The following is a 16,613-nucleotide window of genomic DNA, read 5'->3' as shown; positions in this document are numbered from 1 at the left end:
CTCAATGATGTTCAAACAACCATCTTTGTTTATTAATTCTTGCTTTAAGAGTAGTACATAACTTTGGCCATTTTGTCGTATGCTTTTCTAAAAGTTTAACTATACGCTCACCTAATGGCGCAAAATTATGTTGGCTTATCAATATTTTGATATTGCTATGCCCTGCTTGCTTTAATTCTCTCACACCTTTGCAAAGCGACTCTTCATCGTTAACCCCCAGCCCCACGGTAACGAAGGTTAATTCACTGCATAAACTTAAGGAATGCAGTGGCACATTATTCCTGTTCAATTTTAACACCGGTGACATGTCAATTAATATATAATCGTATTCTTGCTTTAGCCGATCAACTGCGTCATTTAGTACATGTTTGTTCTTCGCCGGTTCAATCCTAGCTAGGTTTTTAATGGTTAATAAACTGATACCTTCATAATTAGTCACGCCTAATTGACAAGAAATATCATCAAAGCACCATGGTTTAGAAATTGTTGGTAACTTATCATCTGAGCAAAATGTATTGATTGGGTTTAAATCAATTATTAGCACTGATTTAAGTTGGCTTTGTAATCGCTTAGCAACACTAACACATGCACTAGATGACCCTTCTGAACCTGATAAAGAGATAAAAGTGATACAACGAGCTGAATTATCAATCATCATGTTACATATAACTTCCAGCTCATAATACTGTTTTGGTATTAATTTCATAAGCCCACCACTAATGCAAGAATAGTAATAACATCTAAAAAGTTATCTTTAAATTGACTAAGTAAATCCTGCCCTTTCTCTGGTATGTAAAGCGTATCACCCGCTCTTAATACTGGAATATTTACTGAATTTGGTGATTTAATAAACGCCTCTAAATCAAATACACGAGACTGTTCTTTACAACATGAATGATTAACAACAACTATTTTATCTATCAATGCTGAGTTAGAAGGGCCGCCTGCTTCAGCTAATACATCTAAAATGGACATTGTATCGTCAAAATTGTATCGACCCGGTTTTTGTACAGCCCCCATTATACGTACTACCCGTTCTTTAGGTGTACGGAGCCAATCTTTGTCTTTTTCAGGTACAAAAATGGTGTCTCCTGGTAATACATTAGGAAACAAAGTTTCATCGCCTGTTTCAAAGTACATGGCGAGATCTAATTTACTTACTTTAGCTCGATTACCATTACGGTGAGTGATTCTAATATTACGAATATCTGCCGTCGCTGTTGGGCCGTCTGCTGCAGCTAAAATATCAATAAAGTGCATGTTTTCGTTAAACGAGTAACGACCTGGCGAACCTATTTGCCCCATAATATAAATAGACTTACTCGACTCTTGGCGGATCCATTGGGATTTATTATCCGACGGATCAACTGGTAGCTCTTCAAATATAACTGTATCACCCGCAACTAAATTTGGCAGCGGTGTGTCACCATTAGTAATAGTATACTTTTCAAGATCAAAGCGTTGTGTAACATCACCATTACGCAGTATTTTTATATCATTGATATTAGCGCTTTTTGTAGGCCCCCCTGCATGAGCTATTAAGTCTGTAAAATCCATTTCATTACTCCATTCATATCGACCTGGAGAATGTATGGCACCAATTATTTTGATAGCTCGTTTAGTTGGAATTTTAAGCCAGCTTTTTTCGTTAACATCTGTTTTTTCAGGTACAAAAATTACATCGCCAGGGTTTAAATCTGGTACTTTGGTCGTTACACTGCCTTCGCTATAACGCTGTAAATCAAATAAAATACTGTCTCCTTCTGGTGTTAATATTTTGATATGGCGAGTTTCAGCAAATCGTGTTGGTCCGCCTGCATTGGCTAAAATATCTAAAAAGTTTGTGCTATCGGCCGCTTCGTACGCGCCTGGTTTTTGCACTTCTCCCATAATATAAACCGTACGTGACGTTGTGTTTACGTCATCAACCATAATAGGCACATACACAGTAGAACCAGGTTTTAGCAGTTGCATAGTGCTATTTGAGGGTTTATCTAGGTACCCTTTCAAATCAAAAATAACAGGTGTTTTATCAACAATGACTCTTATTTTAGTTACATCAGCATAACGAGTGACCCCTTCTGCGCGCATCAGTGCATCTAAAATACTCATATTTTCTTTAAAGGAAAAACTCCCTGGATTATGTACTTCACCTAGAATAGTTATCGCGCTGCTATCACTGGCATCCCCTGTTGCACTGAGTGTTTGCGCATCAAAGTCTATTTGCACATTACCAAGCAAAGGCGATACCGGCACAAACACAGTATCTTTGCTTTTTAGAGAAGGTAACAGGCTAATATTTCCTGTATCTAAATATGATTTATAATCAAATTCAATTACCTCATTACCACGCCTTATCTGTATTCTATCTAGCTGAGCACCGGGTTTTAAACCGTTTGCTTTAGAGATAACCATTTGAATATTGCCATCATCAGGAATACTCACTTGCGATGGTGTCACTACATAACCAAGTACATTAATAAGAATATCTCTGCTGTGGATCGCTACATAAAAATCATCCATTGCAACAAATAGTTCAGCAAGTACGGGGGTTAACTCACTTTCAATTTGCATAGTCGTTTTGTCAGCCACATTAAATTGGCCTATTTCTGGGAGGTTAATTTGTCCTCTTTTATCCACTTCAAACGTTGTATCAAATTCTGCTTCACCTGGAATATATAGAAAAAGCTTATTTCCCACTTGCACTATGGCATTACTTTCATCAGAAGCTGAGTAAACACTGAATGATAAAATAAACACCGCAATCGCGAATATATATTTCATAGTTTACTCCTCTTTGCTTTTAATAATTTTTGTCCAATTAACAAGTGCTTTAGCGTTATCATCTTGCATATTATTATTGCTTGCATTGAGGACTATCGCTTCAACTCGCCTATCAGAATGGCGGACACTTTCCGTTGGGGATTGCTTGCTATAGGGCTTTAAGCTTCCTTGTGTAAGTGTGGTAATACTTTGAGTTTTAACACCATAAACGACGAGCCAATGTTTTACTGTTTCGGCTCTTTTTAATGCAAGCTCATAATTATTATTCCCTTCACCAACTGAATCAGTATGACCCACTAACAAAATTGAAATACTATCTAGTTGCTTAGCTAAATCAGCCGCTTGAGCAAGCCTTGCTGCATATTTAGGGGTTATTTCAAACGCATTAAATGCAAATTGATTATCACTATTTAGTAAATCCGCTACTTGTTTTTTAACACTAGATACAGTCGTTTCTGAAGTGCTATTAACTGCACAATGAGTGAGCTTTTGAACCGTGTCAAAATGGTTTGTTAGTTGATTGAGCCCATGGTAGTGAATCAGTAAGTCATGCTCTGCATCTTCCCACATTTGCGCAGCTATAAGCCTTCGAATACGATTTTCGTAAATTTGAGCTTTTAAAAGCTGTGCTGGCATACATGCTTTTATATCTTGTGATTTTAAAAGTTCTAATTTAAAAACAAGGTGTTCAAATTCACTTCTCACCACATCTTCGGGTTGTGTAAAGTTATTATCTGTTTGCTCATCATTTAATGGATAGTTTTGATATTTTTCGGCCCAACCCCCTTGCCCCTCATCAGGCCAAGAAGCACACCCACTTAAAAGCAAGGTTATGATGAAAAAAATGTGTGCTTTCATATCGCTCTCCTTATCGTTAAAGCGAATCAATAAATGGAATGGTTTTATCCACTCTTAGAAGATTCATTAGCTTAAACGGCTGCCCTGTTACATTGAGTAATGACAATTTATGGCTTCTTTTTTCTATTCTTTTATAAAGAAAGACAATCGCGCCAATACCCGAAGAGTCAATAAACTCAGTCTTTGAAAAATCCAAGATAATAAAGTCTGTACCTGTATCAACTAGCTCTTCAAATTCATCTTTAAATCCATCAACAGTAAAACCTGAAAAGTCATTTGGAAGCGATACTATTTTATGTTCATTTTCACTGGTTAAATTTATCATCGTAGTTACCTATTAAATATTAAATTCAATATAACTATTACAAGAAACGAACCAACTTTAAGGCATTGATAATTAATGGCTTTTAATTTAGCGGTGGGAACGCTTGAGGATAGTAAAGCATAATGCAATTCCCTTTTAAAAGTAGGATTGCATTATGCAAAAATAATTATTGCCCTTTTCCAGTAAATATAACAACGAGTGTTTTCAAAAAAATAGTCAATTCCATATAAAACCAACTACGTGGAGATGATGTACTTAACATATAAGCATAATCCCAACCTATTTTTTTCCTTGCATCATCAATACTTTCATCATATCCATTCATTACTTGAGCAAGCCCCGATATACCTGGCTTTATACCGTAGGTACGCTGAGAGAAATAAGGAATATCTTTTTCAAGCTTGGAGTAAAATACAGGTCGCTCTGGTCGAGGACCAATGAGTGACATATCGCCTACCAGCACATTCCATAATTGAGGTAATTCATCTAAGCGCGTTTTACGAATGAAACGCCCTATAGGTGTAATTCTAGGGTCGTCCTTACTTGCCCATACCGCGCCACTTGCTACTTCAGCATCAACCACCATCGAGCGAAATTTAAGGACATTAAAAAGGGCAACAAAGTTATCATTACTCTCTCCCACTCTAAGTTGATTAAACAGTACCGGTCCACGTGAACTTACTTTAATTGTTGCAGCCACTAAAAGCATGATCGGAGACAGTAAAGTTAGTCCTACCACAGAGCCAACAATATCAATTATGCGTTTTATAACTTTAATGCTGACGTTTGGTTCAGCTTCTCTATCATGAACCCTTTCCCAGTGTTTTTTATAATCACCACGTTCAAATTTAATAATGCCCCATAACGCTAAAAAATAAGCATTAAGAATATAATTAACTTTATCAACGATAGGGATCTTGGCCTTAATGTTGAGGGTACTTTTAATCACAAAGAGACTATGGACGGCTACAATCACGCAACACAACAACTTAACTAACAATAAGCTCGAGAAAAATGCCATTGAAAACAGTAAAATATAAATTAAAGCAAGCAATATTGGCATTACGCCACGCAAAACTTTATGTGAAATAAAGTTAAAACTAACCCACCCTAATCTAGGATTGAATAGCTCAAATAATATTTTAATTTGTTGCCAATTGCCTGCTCCTAATCTCACTCTTCTAGCATAGTCATGGCTTTGCTCATCGCACTCTCTTTCAATAATGTTAATATCGCTATTTACGACCGCTTTGCCGCCATTTTTTAAGGCTTTCATAGACAATATAAAATCATCATTTATTGTATTTTCATCCAATATATCTGTGTATTTTGAACGAATAGCAAACATGGCTCCTGGCACACCAATCACCGCACCAAGTGATGATTCCATGCTTTTTACATTATTTTGATACTGCCAATAGTGTTGTTGCTCTGGGGTTGCGTGTTCATCTAGAACATAAACACCTGTAATGACCTTAATATCAGGATCTTTAAAATCAGTATCAATTTTATTTAATACATCAATACTTAATAAGGCACTCACATCAGTAAACAGCAAGACGTCGTAATTTGATTTAGTTAGTGTAATTAACTCGTTAATACCATGTGCTTTGCCTTGGTTTTGTTTATTATAATGCAAGTGGCACACTACGTTTTGCTGAGCAAGATGTGATTGAGCTAACATCGCTTCTTCGTATGTGTTATCTGTACATCCATCTAAATAAACATGAATGGCATAAAGCTCAGTGTTATAGAGCATAGCGCCGAGGTTATGTAATTTTTCTTTAATGTGCTCTTGCTCATTAAAAGCACACACCAAAATACCAAATCGATTATTTTTTCTTGTATTCCCCTCAGGGAATATACGTTTATGATCCCGTCGACTAACCAACTTTAACAGCGCTAAATAGCCAACGTGATGGTACACAACGGTTACAATCAACACCATGAGAACAATTATTAAATAAGTCATGATTTTCCCCTTACGATGGTAAGCCATTATAAAAATGGTCGTACTCTTCACTCATTTTATTAGCATCAGCGATTGAAAAAATATGCTCCCTTATACATTCTCCCTGTTTCATATTAATCGCTTTAATAACCGCAAGTTTAAGCCCCATTTCATCGCCTGGTTTAACCAATACACCTTGCTTATGGGTTAATACTTCGCTGATCCCCCCAACATCAGTGGCAACAATAACTTTACCACACGCCATAGATTCCAAAATTGATAGCGGTAACCCCTCTCTTTGAGAGTAAAGACACATTACATTGATTGCAGAGTAAAATAATTGCATGCTTTGTACATTGCCTAAAAAATGCACTCGCTCTGAAACACCCAATGAGCTAGCATAATCAACGAGTTTTCTGCGTAAGCTACCACTGCCAGCAAACACTAATTCGATGTTTGCTGGCAATGAAGATAAAACCCTTATAAGCGGAAAATGCCCTTTCCCTAGCTCTAAACGAGCAGAACAACCAATCAAACTCACCTTTTTAGGTAAATTTAATTCATGCCGAGCGTCCAACTCATTGGTACTAAAAAACTGTTTAAAATCGACTCCATTTAGGATTGTTCTATCGGTTCTAATTGCTGTTTCGGTATAAAAATCTTTCGCCACAACTTGTGCATCCGCGACCCAGTATATTTTTGTTAGCTTATTTAATAATTTAGTTATTAAACGTTGCTTAAAACTTTTTAAATACCACGCGTCATGGATAGTCGAAACGTGTTTTATCTGGCGATTTTTTAAACTTACAATACTTGCATAAAGCATTGGCCCTATATGATGGCTATGGATGACATCTATATTGTGTTTTTTTAAAAGAGCTGACAGTTTTCGAACTGTATTTAGATCAAATTTTTCAGCCTTATTTAGGCAAATTAATCTGTGCTCAAACGCAGCTAGCTGCGGCCAATCTCTAACTGCTTCACTAAAACTTCCTTCGAGTGAAACAAAAACACTCGTATCAGAAAATTGACTTTTTTGCATTAGTGTCGCGGCCATTTTCTCAAGGCCACCTATTTTGAAATGTTGAACCAAATGTAATACATTCATGTTATTTCCTCTGATCAATAGAGTTCACTGATGAATTGAAAACCAAATCCACAGGTGTATTTCTAACAATGGGTAAAATAGTCACGACCTCAAGAGCTGAGAGCTTCTCTATGGTTTGAATATCCTTAAGGTGGCTATCGAATAAAGTCGCAACAAACACTATTGTGCTACTTGTAAAGATACCTAAAATGATGCCTACAATAATTGATACGGCAAAAGATGTGTTGATAGGTTGTGTCGGACTATATGCACGCTCGATGTTTTTTACTTTATCTGGGCCTTCATATTTAACTAACTTTCCTGTTACCTTCGCCATTTCGTAACGGCTTAACATATCTTTATATAATGATTGCTTAACATCGTAATCACGTTCTAATTTTCTTAATTGCTTTTCAATATCACTTGTCACTAAAAGTCTTTCGCTTACTGTATTAACTTGCTGTTCGAGCATGCTGTATTCTTGCTGGTGCTGAGTAACTGAGTTTTTTGCTTCTTCTAAATTAAGAATTTGAGAGACAAGTACACTGCTTTCGTTATCCCCGCCACTGGGTAAGGTATTGGCCATCTGCCAAAGCTGATCAAGGTTAGTAAGGTCAAGCTCCTTGCTACTTTCAATTAATGACTGTTGACGATTTCTTATACTTTGCATCTCTCTTTTTTTTGAAATTACCTTACTGTGCTTTTCTGTATAACGTGTTTTTAAAAAGCTAAGTTCAGACTCTACTGCAATAATTTTTTCTTCAATACGCCCTAGGATTGGATTGGCTTGTCCCATTTTTGTTGTCAACGCTTTAAGCTTGGCTTGCGCACCCGATAAAACGATGGATTTTTGCTGTTGGTCACTCAATAACTTATCGAATGTTTGTCGATTACTGTGTAAAACGGCAGGCAAAGTATTGCTATTTTTAGCTTTGAACATAGCCAGTGATTCTTCCGATACCTCAAGCTCATCCCGAAGACTGACTAGTTGCTGATAAAAAAACTGTTCCGATGTATCAAGTGATGCTCTTGTTGGGGCTAATAAACTTTCAATAAATTTTTCGACCACTTTCTCCAACACCATCTTCATTTTTGTCTGGTCATGCCATATGAAGTTCACACGAACAAGTTCATCGCCAACAAGTGATAAAGAAAGTGCTTGAGAAAGCTCTTGGTGGATTTTTTCTATCTCAGCTGAGGTAGCCGTTTCAGAAATCAAGCCTGTTTCTTTTGCAACAGCTATTAGTACTTTTCGGCTAATTACAAGTGTTCTAAGTGCCGCCATTCGATTTGATAAATCGAAAGAAAAAGATAAATCATCTAGGTATGGATTAAGTAACGAAGACTCTTCAATTAAAATAGTTGCATGGTTTGTGTATTGCTTTTGCGCAGTCACAGCCAAGATAATCACGACTGAAGGAACAATCAAAAGTGGTAAAATGAACAGCTTTGCCCTTGTATAAACACTATACAAGGTTAAATAAAGTAACCTTTTTATTTGCTCTCTTACTAACATAAACCCTACCTATACATTTGCATATTGCTATGCGAAATTTAGCTGCTATTTGCATAATAAAAATTTAAGCTGCAAATAGCGTACTTTAATAAGGTAGTTGCACAGGCTGCGCCAAGATTATCGTTTACTGCCTAAGGCGCTTTATTTAACATTAAAATATCATGTTGAACGAGCAATGCTTTTGACTCCCAACTATGATCTTTAGCGATGTCCTGTTGCGCTGACTTAAGAGAGCTTAACTGTTCTTTATCTAAGGCAATTGCCTGATCTATTTTATTTATAAAATCGAATTGATTTTTTGCTATGTAAATATTCGACTTATAACGTGTTACGGCTGGAAAGTCCGTAGCAACAATCGGGCTTCCTGCGGCTAAATACTCTTTTAACTTTAACGGATCACATGCTCTAATTTGCTCATTATCTACAAATGGTAAAATAGACACATCCCAATGTGCCGAAAACTCCACTAAACGCTCGTGATCAACAGCTGGCACATGTGTAACGTTTTTAAACTGCATTAGCTCAGATGTGCAAGCAACAATATCTCCGACCAAAAGCAGTTGATAATTTGGTCGCTCCGCAACAAGCGCTGTTAATAAACTGATATCTAACCACTGATTAATACTTCCATAAAACCCAATTACTGGTCCATTTAAAACATCTATTTCTGGGGCTCTCTTTACATCAGACGTAAATAAATCATAACTCACACCATGGGGAAGTAGCTTTGTTTTATGAGCCGGCATTTTATTGTTTAAAAAATCACTCACAACATAAATTAGGTCGGCTTTCTTAATTAAATTTTTCTCAAAGGATGACACTAAATTAGGATCGACACCTGCCAATGCATTAAAATCGTCACCACAGTAGTAAATAAGGGTGTCTTGTGCTTTTTTAGTGAAAAAGTATTCTGCGGTAGGCACACTTAACCAATACGTTAACGGGCCATTACTTTGAATATCTTTAAAATAAAAAGAAAAAACCCACCTATTATAACGCCTCACAAAGCGATTATCGTGCCATGGCAAGACTGGTAATCGGTAAACTTGCATCGTCGAAGGTGTTTTAATTGCCGTATTTTCAGGTTTACTAAAAAGCTGCTTAAACTTTCCCCAAACTCGTTTTATATCGTGTAATTTAAAGCGAGGTTTTCGCATACCTATTGAGTTAACCCAATGTATTTCATGATTTTTAGCCAATTGAGAAAATAAATGTTGCGTACTACTCGGGTGACTTGCCCAATCTTCGCCAAAAACGATAAATTTCATATTATTATTCCTTGATGTGTTTGACCACTTTAGCCGGATTACCTGCTGCAATAGTAAAAGGCGGAATGTTTTTCGTAACAACGCTTCCTGCGCCTATAATTGCCCCCTCGCCTATAGTAACGCCAGCAAGAACAGTCACTCCAGTACCAAGCCACGCACCACGTTTAATAATAATGTCGCCAATTTGAGACTCATCATCACTCTCCCCAAGTGCTCTTCGTTCACAATCAACTGGATGGCCAGGAAAACCGGCTAAAAAAATACGTCCCGCGAGCCGCACATCATCTTCTAACGTAATATTTCGACCTACCGAAAATGCATTCTGCCAACCTATATCTACATTATTACCAATAACTAGAGTTGGCGTGGTAACGCTACCCATCCGCCCACAAAAAGTCGATATACCCGACATCCGTACATTATCGCTGCACTCAATTTTAAGCTCCCCCAAAACTTGTGGCATACCTGAGTAAAGAAACAACTGTTTTTTACTCCCTTTTATCTGACTTTTAAACAGTGGGGTGTAATAAAGTATTCTTAGTAATTCATGGGAAAATGTTTTTAAAAATTGATGTAGGTAATAGAATCCAGAGTGAAATAACGGAATAACCACCATTTGTGGATTGCGAAGATAAGTTGCAAAATAAAACAGCGATTTCGCAACAGGGTGAGGGCTATTCTTAAGCCAGTATTTAAAATGTATTAACATACTATGATTCCTTATTGCTTTGTATTGTGAGCTTTTCTAGCGCAATTGTTAGTGCCAGAATAATATATAAAGGCCAAGTAAATGCTTGTGTTAGGAATGTACCAGCAACCATAAACCCAATAATGCCAGCCTTTAATGCATTAGCATTAACAACAACTTGGTGGTTGTAGTTAAGTTTATTAATGCAATAAACTCTCGAAAGACTTCGGTAAATACTGGCAATTAAAACCAGAAATATACATATTCCAACAAAACCTGTTTCACCTAAAACCTGAAACCAGGTGCTATGTACTGCATGATTCTTGCCATCCCAATGAGGACTGTAAAAGTAATAATTTACAAAAAAGTTATCTACACCAACGCCTGTTAAGGGGTTCGACAGCGCCATATTAATTGCCGCTTGCCACGCGTATATTCGCCCCATTGCAGATTCATCAACCCCATCCTCTGCAGCTCCACCGCTTTGCCTGTCGCTTATACCAGCAAAAACCATCATAGCTAACATCGCAACACCTGCACACATTGCAACAACGACAGGATTTTTTACTTTTTGATATAAAAAGAAGCTTAAGATAGCCGCAATTCCGAGTACCCCACCGCGACTTTGCGTAGCAATAACACCGGAAATAGTAAAAATTAAACCGATTCCTGCAAATATTCGACGGTATATATTAACTTGTGAATTGAATAACTCAGCGGCTAAAAAAGAAACGGGAAACATTAACACTAAAGATAAATCGTTTGGATCACCCAGTTGTGAGCGATACTCACGAGAAATAGTCACCCGAGTACCTTCAATTAGACCAATGCCATTAATTTTGTTGTTTAAAGCAACCAATGCAACAGCAACACCAGAGATCATGATCCCCATGCGAACAAAACTAAAATGAGAGAACCGTGTTAGCCACCAGCTGATAGCAAACACCATAATAAATACCTTAACCAGTACCCCTATCCAATACTCTATTGCCAGCCCTTTGTTTGTTGCACTAAACACACACACCGTAAGCCAAGCAAACCAAATAACAAAAATCAGATGTGTTGAGCTCCAATGTGGCTTTAAGGTTTTTGAAATAAACAAATGCCATGTAATTCCTAACAGCGAGGCGAGCGCCAACATTTTAGGTATTTTGAGGGGCATTAAAAAAACAAAGGCTTCGTGTAATCTAAAATAACTAAATAGAATAAAAAAAATAATAAATACAGTACTTATCTTAACCGCTAAGTATCCTGCAAATGGCAGCAGTAATAATGCAAATGCAGCAATAGGACCAAATAAAATATACAGCACAAGCGTTAGCGCTGTAATAAGCAACCCATTTATAATTAAACAATGTTTTTTATACCAATTAATCATGCACTCTGCCCTTCAATATGTGATGAATGACATTGCTAATTATTTGATTATATTTATGACAAAGGATCATTAAAAAACAGATAAATGTGATGAGTTGGCAGATTACATATTGTGGAAAGTCAAAAGCACTCATCATATAAATGACTAAAAAACATCCCCAGCTCGGCACAAGGTTTTTTACACTAAACGATAAATATTCAAGCTTTTGACTTATAACAAAAAAAAGTATTGCTTTTAATAACTGGGCTGCCATTAAAGCAATAACAGCACCCAGTACAGCTAATTCAGACACCAAAAAGAAAAGCAGTATCAGTGCTGTTAAAGCACTAATAACATTCACTACAGTGACAAAAAAACCGTTGAATTTGGTATAACAACCAATATTTAATAAATCACTGTGGTGTCTTAGTACCACAATCACAATTAAACTCGGTAACAGCCATATATTTAATTGATAGCTATCGGGTAAGACTACGGCTAAAAGATGAGGCGCCACTATCGTCATAAACGCACAAAGTAATATACCAATATCCAAACTAAGTTCGCATAAAAATACATAACGAGTACGATCTTGTGCTAACTCATTAAAACGACGAGAAAACCACCACATTCTAATCGGTTCAAAAGTAAACGACGCCATTAATGCAAACTGCACTGCAACGTAGTATTGAGCTAGTTTTTCTTTACCTACACTTGCTACAATAAACCAGTTTTCAGCACCGTTATTTGCGTATACAAACAATGAAGAGATAATAATGCTTAATAAGAACAGACTATTTTTATAGCTAATATTCCAAGGAATATATTTAAAGCCGATGCTAATCTGCTGAAAAACAACTGATAATGCTATAAATAATACACAAGCACTCGATACAACACCCGACACCATCACACCGGTTACCCCATAGCCTAAATAAAGCAATACAAGCGTACACACAGTTTGAACAATGCCCTGTAGTATAGCTAAAATACAAAACTGCTTAGCCATCTCGTAGTATCTAAAGTAACAAAATAAAATTGAAAGCAGCGATGATAGTGCTAAATTAACAGCCAACAGTTTTATATCTATCAAAGTTAATGAAACAGGCAATAACGCGCTAAACGGCTCTACAAAGTAAACACATACACACACAACGATACAGCTGAAAAAACCACATAAAATAAATGCATCTCTAAATAATGCTCGCTTTTTTTGAGGGTTGTTTATTTGTTGCTTAAAAAGTAATTCCGGTAAGCCTAAACATAAAAGTAATGACATAACCGCTGATATTGACACTAAAAAAGTTAGCTCACCAAACTCAGTTTGACTCAAAATACGTGTAGAAATAGGTAATAAAGCAAACCCCAGCACTTTAAGTGATAAGGTAGATAAACCAAAATATGCAATTTGCTTAATTCCATTCATAATTTCACCTACACAGTTTGAATCCAGTTAGATAGCTTTTTAGCTTGCGAATTTGCATCAAACTTTTTAGTCACTAATTTTTTAGCATTTAGTCCTTTTTCGTATCTTTCATACGGGCTAAGATCACAAAATTCAGTTAAAATTCTTTCGAGACCGCCAATACTAGAAGGCTCACATTTAAACCCAACGGAGTCATTAACAATTTCTTTTGCTCCCATCAGTTCTGTCGTTATTACAGGAATGCCACTGGCCATCGCCTCTTTTAAAACCACAGGACCGGTATCACGGTCACCATTACTAGACACACAAAAAGGAGCCACTAAGGCAGAGTAATCACTGGTGTTTTTTGCTAGCCATGTGGGGCTTTTTGCACCTAAAAACTTAACTTCATTAACAATATTAAGTTCTTCACATAAATAAATTAGATCATTTAATAAAGGCCCTTCCCCTACAATATCTAGCGAAATAGAGTATTTTTTATTTAACTTTTTTATTGCTGGTAATAGAAATTGCAGACCTTTTTTTTCAACTAATCGCCCTACAAATAAGAGCTTTACTGACTCATTTAGACGACTTGGTTTGGCGTTAAACATACTTAAATCGATACCACAGTGCAGTAATTGAACCTTACCTGCGCTGTAATTATTTAGCTTTATCTGCATGTCTTTACATACCGCAACTGAGAAAGCACACAGTGATAATTTAAGTTTTAAATCAGAATCGTTCACGTAAACATCGTGACCGTGCCCTATTGAGGACACGCTAACACCTGCAATTTTGCTGGCAACTATTGAATATGTGAGCGGGGCATGCATGAAATGGCAATGGATATGAGAGATTTTACGAGAATGAATTATCTCAGCCATATTCAGTCCATAACCCATTAGCGATACAAGAGAGATAGCGCTAAATTTACTGGCCAATATGCTACTTTTAAGTGCCATAACAGGGTGTTGTAATGCAAAACTAATAGCAGACTGAGTCGATTTTTTTATTACAATAATACGAACGCTATTATCTAAATTGATGCACTCATTCAAGTTTTCGAACGTCAGCACACTTACTTTATGTCCTGCTTTAACTAAAGCATTGATTTCAGTAACGACAAACGTTTCTGATGGAATGTGAAAGCTGGGGACAACAATACCAATATGTTTCATTTTAAAAACTCCAGATAAACTTAATGTTACTTCGCAAGAACTATGCCCTGCAAAAAACGGCTTAAATGAGCATTAAAAAATCAATATGCGAAGATAAATCGCAATATGCAAACCATTAAACAAAAAATCGCCCCGAAGCGTATTAAAATCGTTGGCGCTTATCTTGCGTAGTCTAACTACCTGAGAAAATGAAGGTTACTTAATATGAGCATTGAAGTAAGCGTTATTATTCCTAATTACAACTGTAAGCCCTATTTAGCAAAGGCAATATCAAGCATTGTTAGACAAGAGAATATTAGCTACGAAATACTCGTCGTCGATGATGGTTCAACTGACGGCAGTGTCGAATGGTTAGAAAACCTTCAAAAAACACTGCCTGAAATTCGAGTCATTGCACAACCAAATACAGGGGTTGTAAAAGCGAGAAACAGAGCAATATCTGAGGCTAAAGGCGATTACATTGCCTTTTTAGACGCCGATGATTACTGGACAGACGACAAGTTATACAATCAAATTAACTATATGAAACAAAATAGTGACTGTGTTTTAAGTTTTACTAATTACATGCATGTAAATGAAAAATATGAACCAATTATTGATTGTTTCTCTTATTGGCCGGAGTTCTCAAAATTTATAGATAAAAATAGCACAGGGTATCAAAACCTTAAATCACCTATGGACTTACTCCTATTTGCTAATGTGATAGGCACGTCTTCTGTGGTGGTAAAAAAATCAGCTATCAGCTTCGTTGGAAAATTTGATACTTCACTCAATAGCGCAAGTGATTGGGATTGTTGGTTAAAATTAGCTCGAATTGGTGATGTTGCATTTTCACTTCAAACATCAATGGGCTATTTAATGAGGGCAGGCTCAATCACAGCAAATAGAAAAAATAGACTTAATGCAATGAAAGTAATCATTTCTCGATGCAAAAACGATACTGGATTTGATACAAAGCTTAAAGCTAAAGCGAGAATGTTAGAGTGTTATGGTGAGTACTACAGGGAAATCGGGCTTAAATTTAAAGCCTTACGTATTACAGCGGCTGCTTTTATGTTATTTCCCCACAAACGAAATTTTCAGCACCTATTACATGATATAAAACAGACGATTAAGCCATCGTGAGCAATTTTTATATACCAAAGCCCATTAAATAGCTTACGCAAACCGACTTTTAAAGGCTCAGCATAAAATCCTGAGCCTTTAAGGTTAATCAATAATTAAATCATAACTAAGCATTCTATGATCACTGCCTTTAAAGTCACTCACTGTTAATCTTTGCAAATTAATGCCTTCACTTATTATACAATGATCTATGGCTAAGCCTGTAAAAATAGATCGCCCACGTTCAAAAGGCATAAAGCTCACATACCGCTCACTTTCTCCGTAACACGTTTTACTATCATCCCAATTAAAGTATTGAGACCAAGGGACAATATTTAAGTCACCAGCGATTACCCAAACGCCCTTTTCATTATGTGCTGCCGTGTTTAGTGCTGCTAATAACGTATTTCTATTTTGCCAATGTTGTCTTGACCGTGGGGAAGGAGGATGAGCTACAAAAACCGTGACAATGCGATCTATAAATAAAAACTTCAATTTAATGTAACCTAATCTATCAGCATCCAGTTTAACTTGATGCTTATACACCATAGGTATTCGTGATAAAACAACTATGCCATAGGGAATTCCTTCTATCTCTTCATAGCCAAACATATCAGTTGTACTTAAAAATTGGTTCAGTAAATTACGATTTTTGTCGCTGAATTCTTGTAAAATCAACACATCCCATTTTTTTTGCAACAACGTTGCTAAATGAGTTTCTATATATTTATTACTATAGTTTAAGTTTATTTGCTTAACAGATAATACCGGTCCACTGTAGGATGTTGAGCTAGATAGATTAAATAACACAGGGGTAACCCCTACAATACACACAAGTAGTAATGCGGCTCCTAATTTAAATAGTTTGAGGGTAATTAATAGCAGCGCACACACTAACGCAGCTGACAATAATTGTAAGCGCAGAGACACAAACACATCTGCATAAAAATGCCCTAAAGGATTATACGCAAGTGCAATAAATAACAATGCGGCTAACAAAAGAATAATCCGCAAAAAAAATCGTTGCGGATTATTAATACCTAAGGCTCTAAACATAAATTTTTGACCCCGTGAGTGAAAACTTTCAAA

The 16,613-nt window shown here is 36.5% G+C and carries 14 protein-coding genes; 1 reads left to right on the top strand and 13 read right to left on the bottom strand.

Annotated features, from left to right (window positions below):
- Position 1: 1 nt before the first annotated feature.
- The 12 genes from D172_RS07365 to D172_RS07310 all read right to left on the bottom strand — a co-directional run bounded on the left by D172_RS07365 (position 2) and on the right by D172_RS07310 (position 14,420).
- On the bottom strand, positions 2-706 hold the full coding sequence (locus D172_RS07365; protein ID WP_007375201.1) for a ParA family protein: 705 nt from the start codon (positions 704-706) through the stop codon (positions 2-4).
- On the bottom strand, positions 703-2,784 hold the full coding sequence (locus D172_RS07360; RefSeq protein WP_007375202.1) for an SLBB domain-containing protein: 2,082 nt from the start codon (positions 2,782-2,784) through the stop codon (positions 703-705). The genes D172_RS07365 and D172_RS07360 overlap by 4 nt, the downstream gene beginning before the upstream one ends.
- 3 nt (positions 2,785-2,787) lie before the next feature.
- Positions 2,788-3,642: an OmpA family protein gene (locus D172_RS07355; protein ID WP_007375203.1), complete on the bottom strand. Its 855-nt coding sequence runs from the start codon at positions 3,640-3,642 to the stop codon at positions 2,788-2,790.
- A gap of 16 nt (positions 3,643-3,658) precedes the next feature.
- On the bottom strand, positions 3,659-3,967 hold the full coding sequence (locus D172_RS07350) for an STAS domain-containing protein (RefSeq protein WP_007375204.1): 309 nt from the start codon (positions 3,965-3,967) through the stop codon (positions 3,659-3,661).
- A gap of 166 nt (positions 3,968-4,133) precedes the next feature.
- The gene (locus D172_RS07345) at positions 4,134-5,939 is read right to left on the bottom strand and encodes a sugar transferase (RefSeq protein ID WP_033022900.1); all 1,806 of its coding nucleotides are present in this window, start codon (positions 5,937-5,939) and stop codon (positions 4,134-4,136) included.
- Positions 5,940-5,949: 10 nt separating this feature from the next.
- Positions 5,950-7,026 carry a glycosyltransferase gene (locus D172_RS07340; RefSeq protein WP_007375206.1) on the bottom strand — a complete coding sequence of 359 codons (1,077 nt, stop codon included), beginning with the start codon at positions 7,024-7,026 and terminating at the stop codon, positions 5,950-5,952.
- A 1-nt stretch (position 7,027) separates the two neighbouring features.
- Positions 7,028-8,521, bottom strand: coding sequence for a GumC family protein (locus D172_RS07335; protein ID WP_007375207.1), 1,494 nt, complete (start codon positions 8,519-8,521; stop codon positions 7,028-7,030).
- A gap of 131 nt (positions 8,522-8,652) precedes the next feature.
- Entirely contained in the window at positions 8,653-9,789 is a 1,137-nt protein-coding gene (locus tag D172_RS07330) for a glycosyltransferase (RefSeq protein ID WP_007375208.1), read from the bottom strand.
- Between the two features lie 4 nt (positions 9,790-9,793).
- Positions 9,794-10,498 carry an acyltransferase gene (locus D172_RS07325; protein ID WP_007375209.1) on the bottom strand — a complete coding sequence of 235 codons (705 nt, stop codon included), beginning with the start codon at positions 10,496-10,498 and terminating at the stop codon, positions 9,794-9,796.
- Position 10,499: 1 nt separating this feature from the next.
- Entirely contained in the window at positions 10,500-11,855 is a 1,356-nt protein-coding gene (locus D172_RS07320) for an O-antigen ligase family protein (RefSeq protein WP_007375210.1), read from the bottom strand.
- The gene (locus D172_RS07315; RefSeq protein WP_007375211.1) at positions 11,848-13,260 is read right to left on the bottom strand and encodes a lipopolysaccharide biosynthesis protein; all 1,413 of its coding nucleotides are present in this window, start codon (positions 13,258-13,260) and stop codon (positions 11,848-11,850) included. The genes D172_RS07320 and D172_RS07315 overlap by 8 nt, the downstream gene beginning before the upstream one ends.
- Before the next feature lie 8 nt (positions 13,261-13,268).
- Positions 13,269-14,420, bottom strand: coding sequence for a glycosyltransferase (locus D172_RS07310; RefSeq protein ID WP_007375212.1), 1,152 nt, complete (start codon positions 14,418-14,420; stop codon positions 13,269-13,271).
- Between the two features lie 204 nt (positions 14,421-14,624).
- On the opposite strand from D172_RS07310, the gene D172_RS07305 reads away from it, so the two are divergent.
- Entirely contained in the window at positions 14,625-15,545 is a 921-nt protein-coding gene (locus tag D172_RS07305; RefSeq protein WP_007375213.1) for a glycosyltransferase family 2 protein, read from the top strand.
- A gap of 84 nt (positions 15,546-15,629) precedes the next feature.
- On the opposite strand, the gene D172_RS07300 is transcribed toward D172_RS07305, so the two are convergent.
- On the bottom strand, positions 15,630-16,580 hold the full coding sequence (locus tag D172_RS07300) for an endonuclease/exonuclease/phosphatase family protein (protein WP_007375215.1): 951 nt from the start codon (positions 16,578-16,580) through the stop codon (positions 15,630-15,632).
- Between the last annotated feature and the right edge of the window lie 33 nt (positions 16,581-16,613).

Origin of the sequence: Pseudoalteromonas sp. Bsw20308 (assembly GCF_000310105.2) — a bacterium.
Taxonomy (GTDB): domain Bacteria; phylum Pseudomonadota; class Gammaproteobacteria; order Enterobacterales; family Alteromonadaceae; genus Pseudoalteromonas; species Pseudoalteromonas fuliginea.
The sequence above is the reverse complement of the archived record's forward strand: the minus strand, read 5'-3'. Positions and strand labels throughout refer to the sequence as shown.

Coding starts and splice junctions, on each gene's coding strand:
- D172_RS07365 (WP_007375201.1), bottom strand. CDS start 706: ATGAAATTAATACCAAAACAGTATTATGAGCTGGAAGTTATATGTAAC.
- D172_RS07360 (WP_007375202.1), bottom strand. CDS start 2,784: ATGAAATATATATTCGCGATTGCGGTGTTTATTTTATCATTCAGTGTT.
- D172_RS07355 (WP_007375203.1), bottom strand. CDS start 3,642: ATGAAAGCACACATTTTTTTCATCATAACCTTGCTTTTAAGTGGGTGT.
- D172_RS07350 (WP_007375204.1), bottom strand. CDS start 3,967: ATGATAAATTTAACCAGTGAAAATGAACATAAAATAGTATCGCTTCCA.
- D172_RS07345 (WP_033022900.1), bottom strand. CDS start 5,939: ATGACTTATTTAATAATTGTTCTCATGGTGTTGATTGTAACCGTTGTG.
- D172_RS07340 (WP_007375206.1), bottom strand. CDS start 7,026: ATGAATGTATTACATTTGGTTCAACATTTCAAAATAGGTGGCCTTGAG.
- D172_RS07335 (WP_007375207.1), bottom strand. CDS start 8,521: ATGTTAGTAAGAGAGCAAATAAAAAGGTTACTTTATTTAACCTTGTAT.
- D172_RS07330 (WP_007375208.1), bottom strand. CDS start 9,789: ATGAAATTTATCGTTTTTGGCGAAGATTGGGCAAGTCACCCGAGTAGT.
- D172_RS07325 (WP_007375209.1), bottom strand. CDS start 10,498: ATGTTAATACATTTTAAATACTGGCTTAAGAATAGCCCTCACCCTGTT.
- D172_RS07320 (WP_007375210.1), bottom strand. CDS start 11,855: ATGATTAATTGGTATAAAAAACATTGTTTAATTATAAATGGGTTGCTT.
- D172_RS07315 (WP_007375211.1), bottom strand. CDS start 13,260: ATGAATGGAATTAAGCAAATTGCATATTTTGGTTTATCTACCTTATCA.
- D172_RS07310 (WP_007375212.1), bottom strand. CDS start 14,420: ATGAAACATATTGGTATTGTTGTCCCCAGCTTTCACATTCCATCAGAA.
- D172_RS07305 (WP_007375213.1), top strand. CDS start 14,625: ATGAGCATTGAAGTAAGCGTTATTATTCCTAATTACAACTGTAAGCCC.
- D172_RS07300 (WP_007375215.1), bottom strand. CDS start 16,580: ATGTTTAGAGCCTTAGGTATTAATAATCCGCAACGATTTTTTTTGCGG.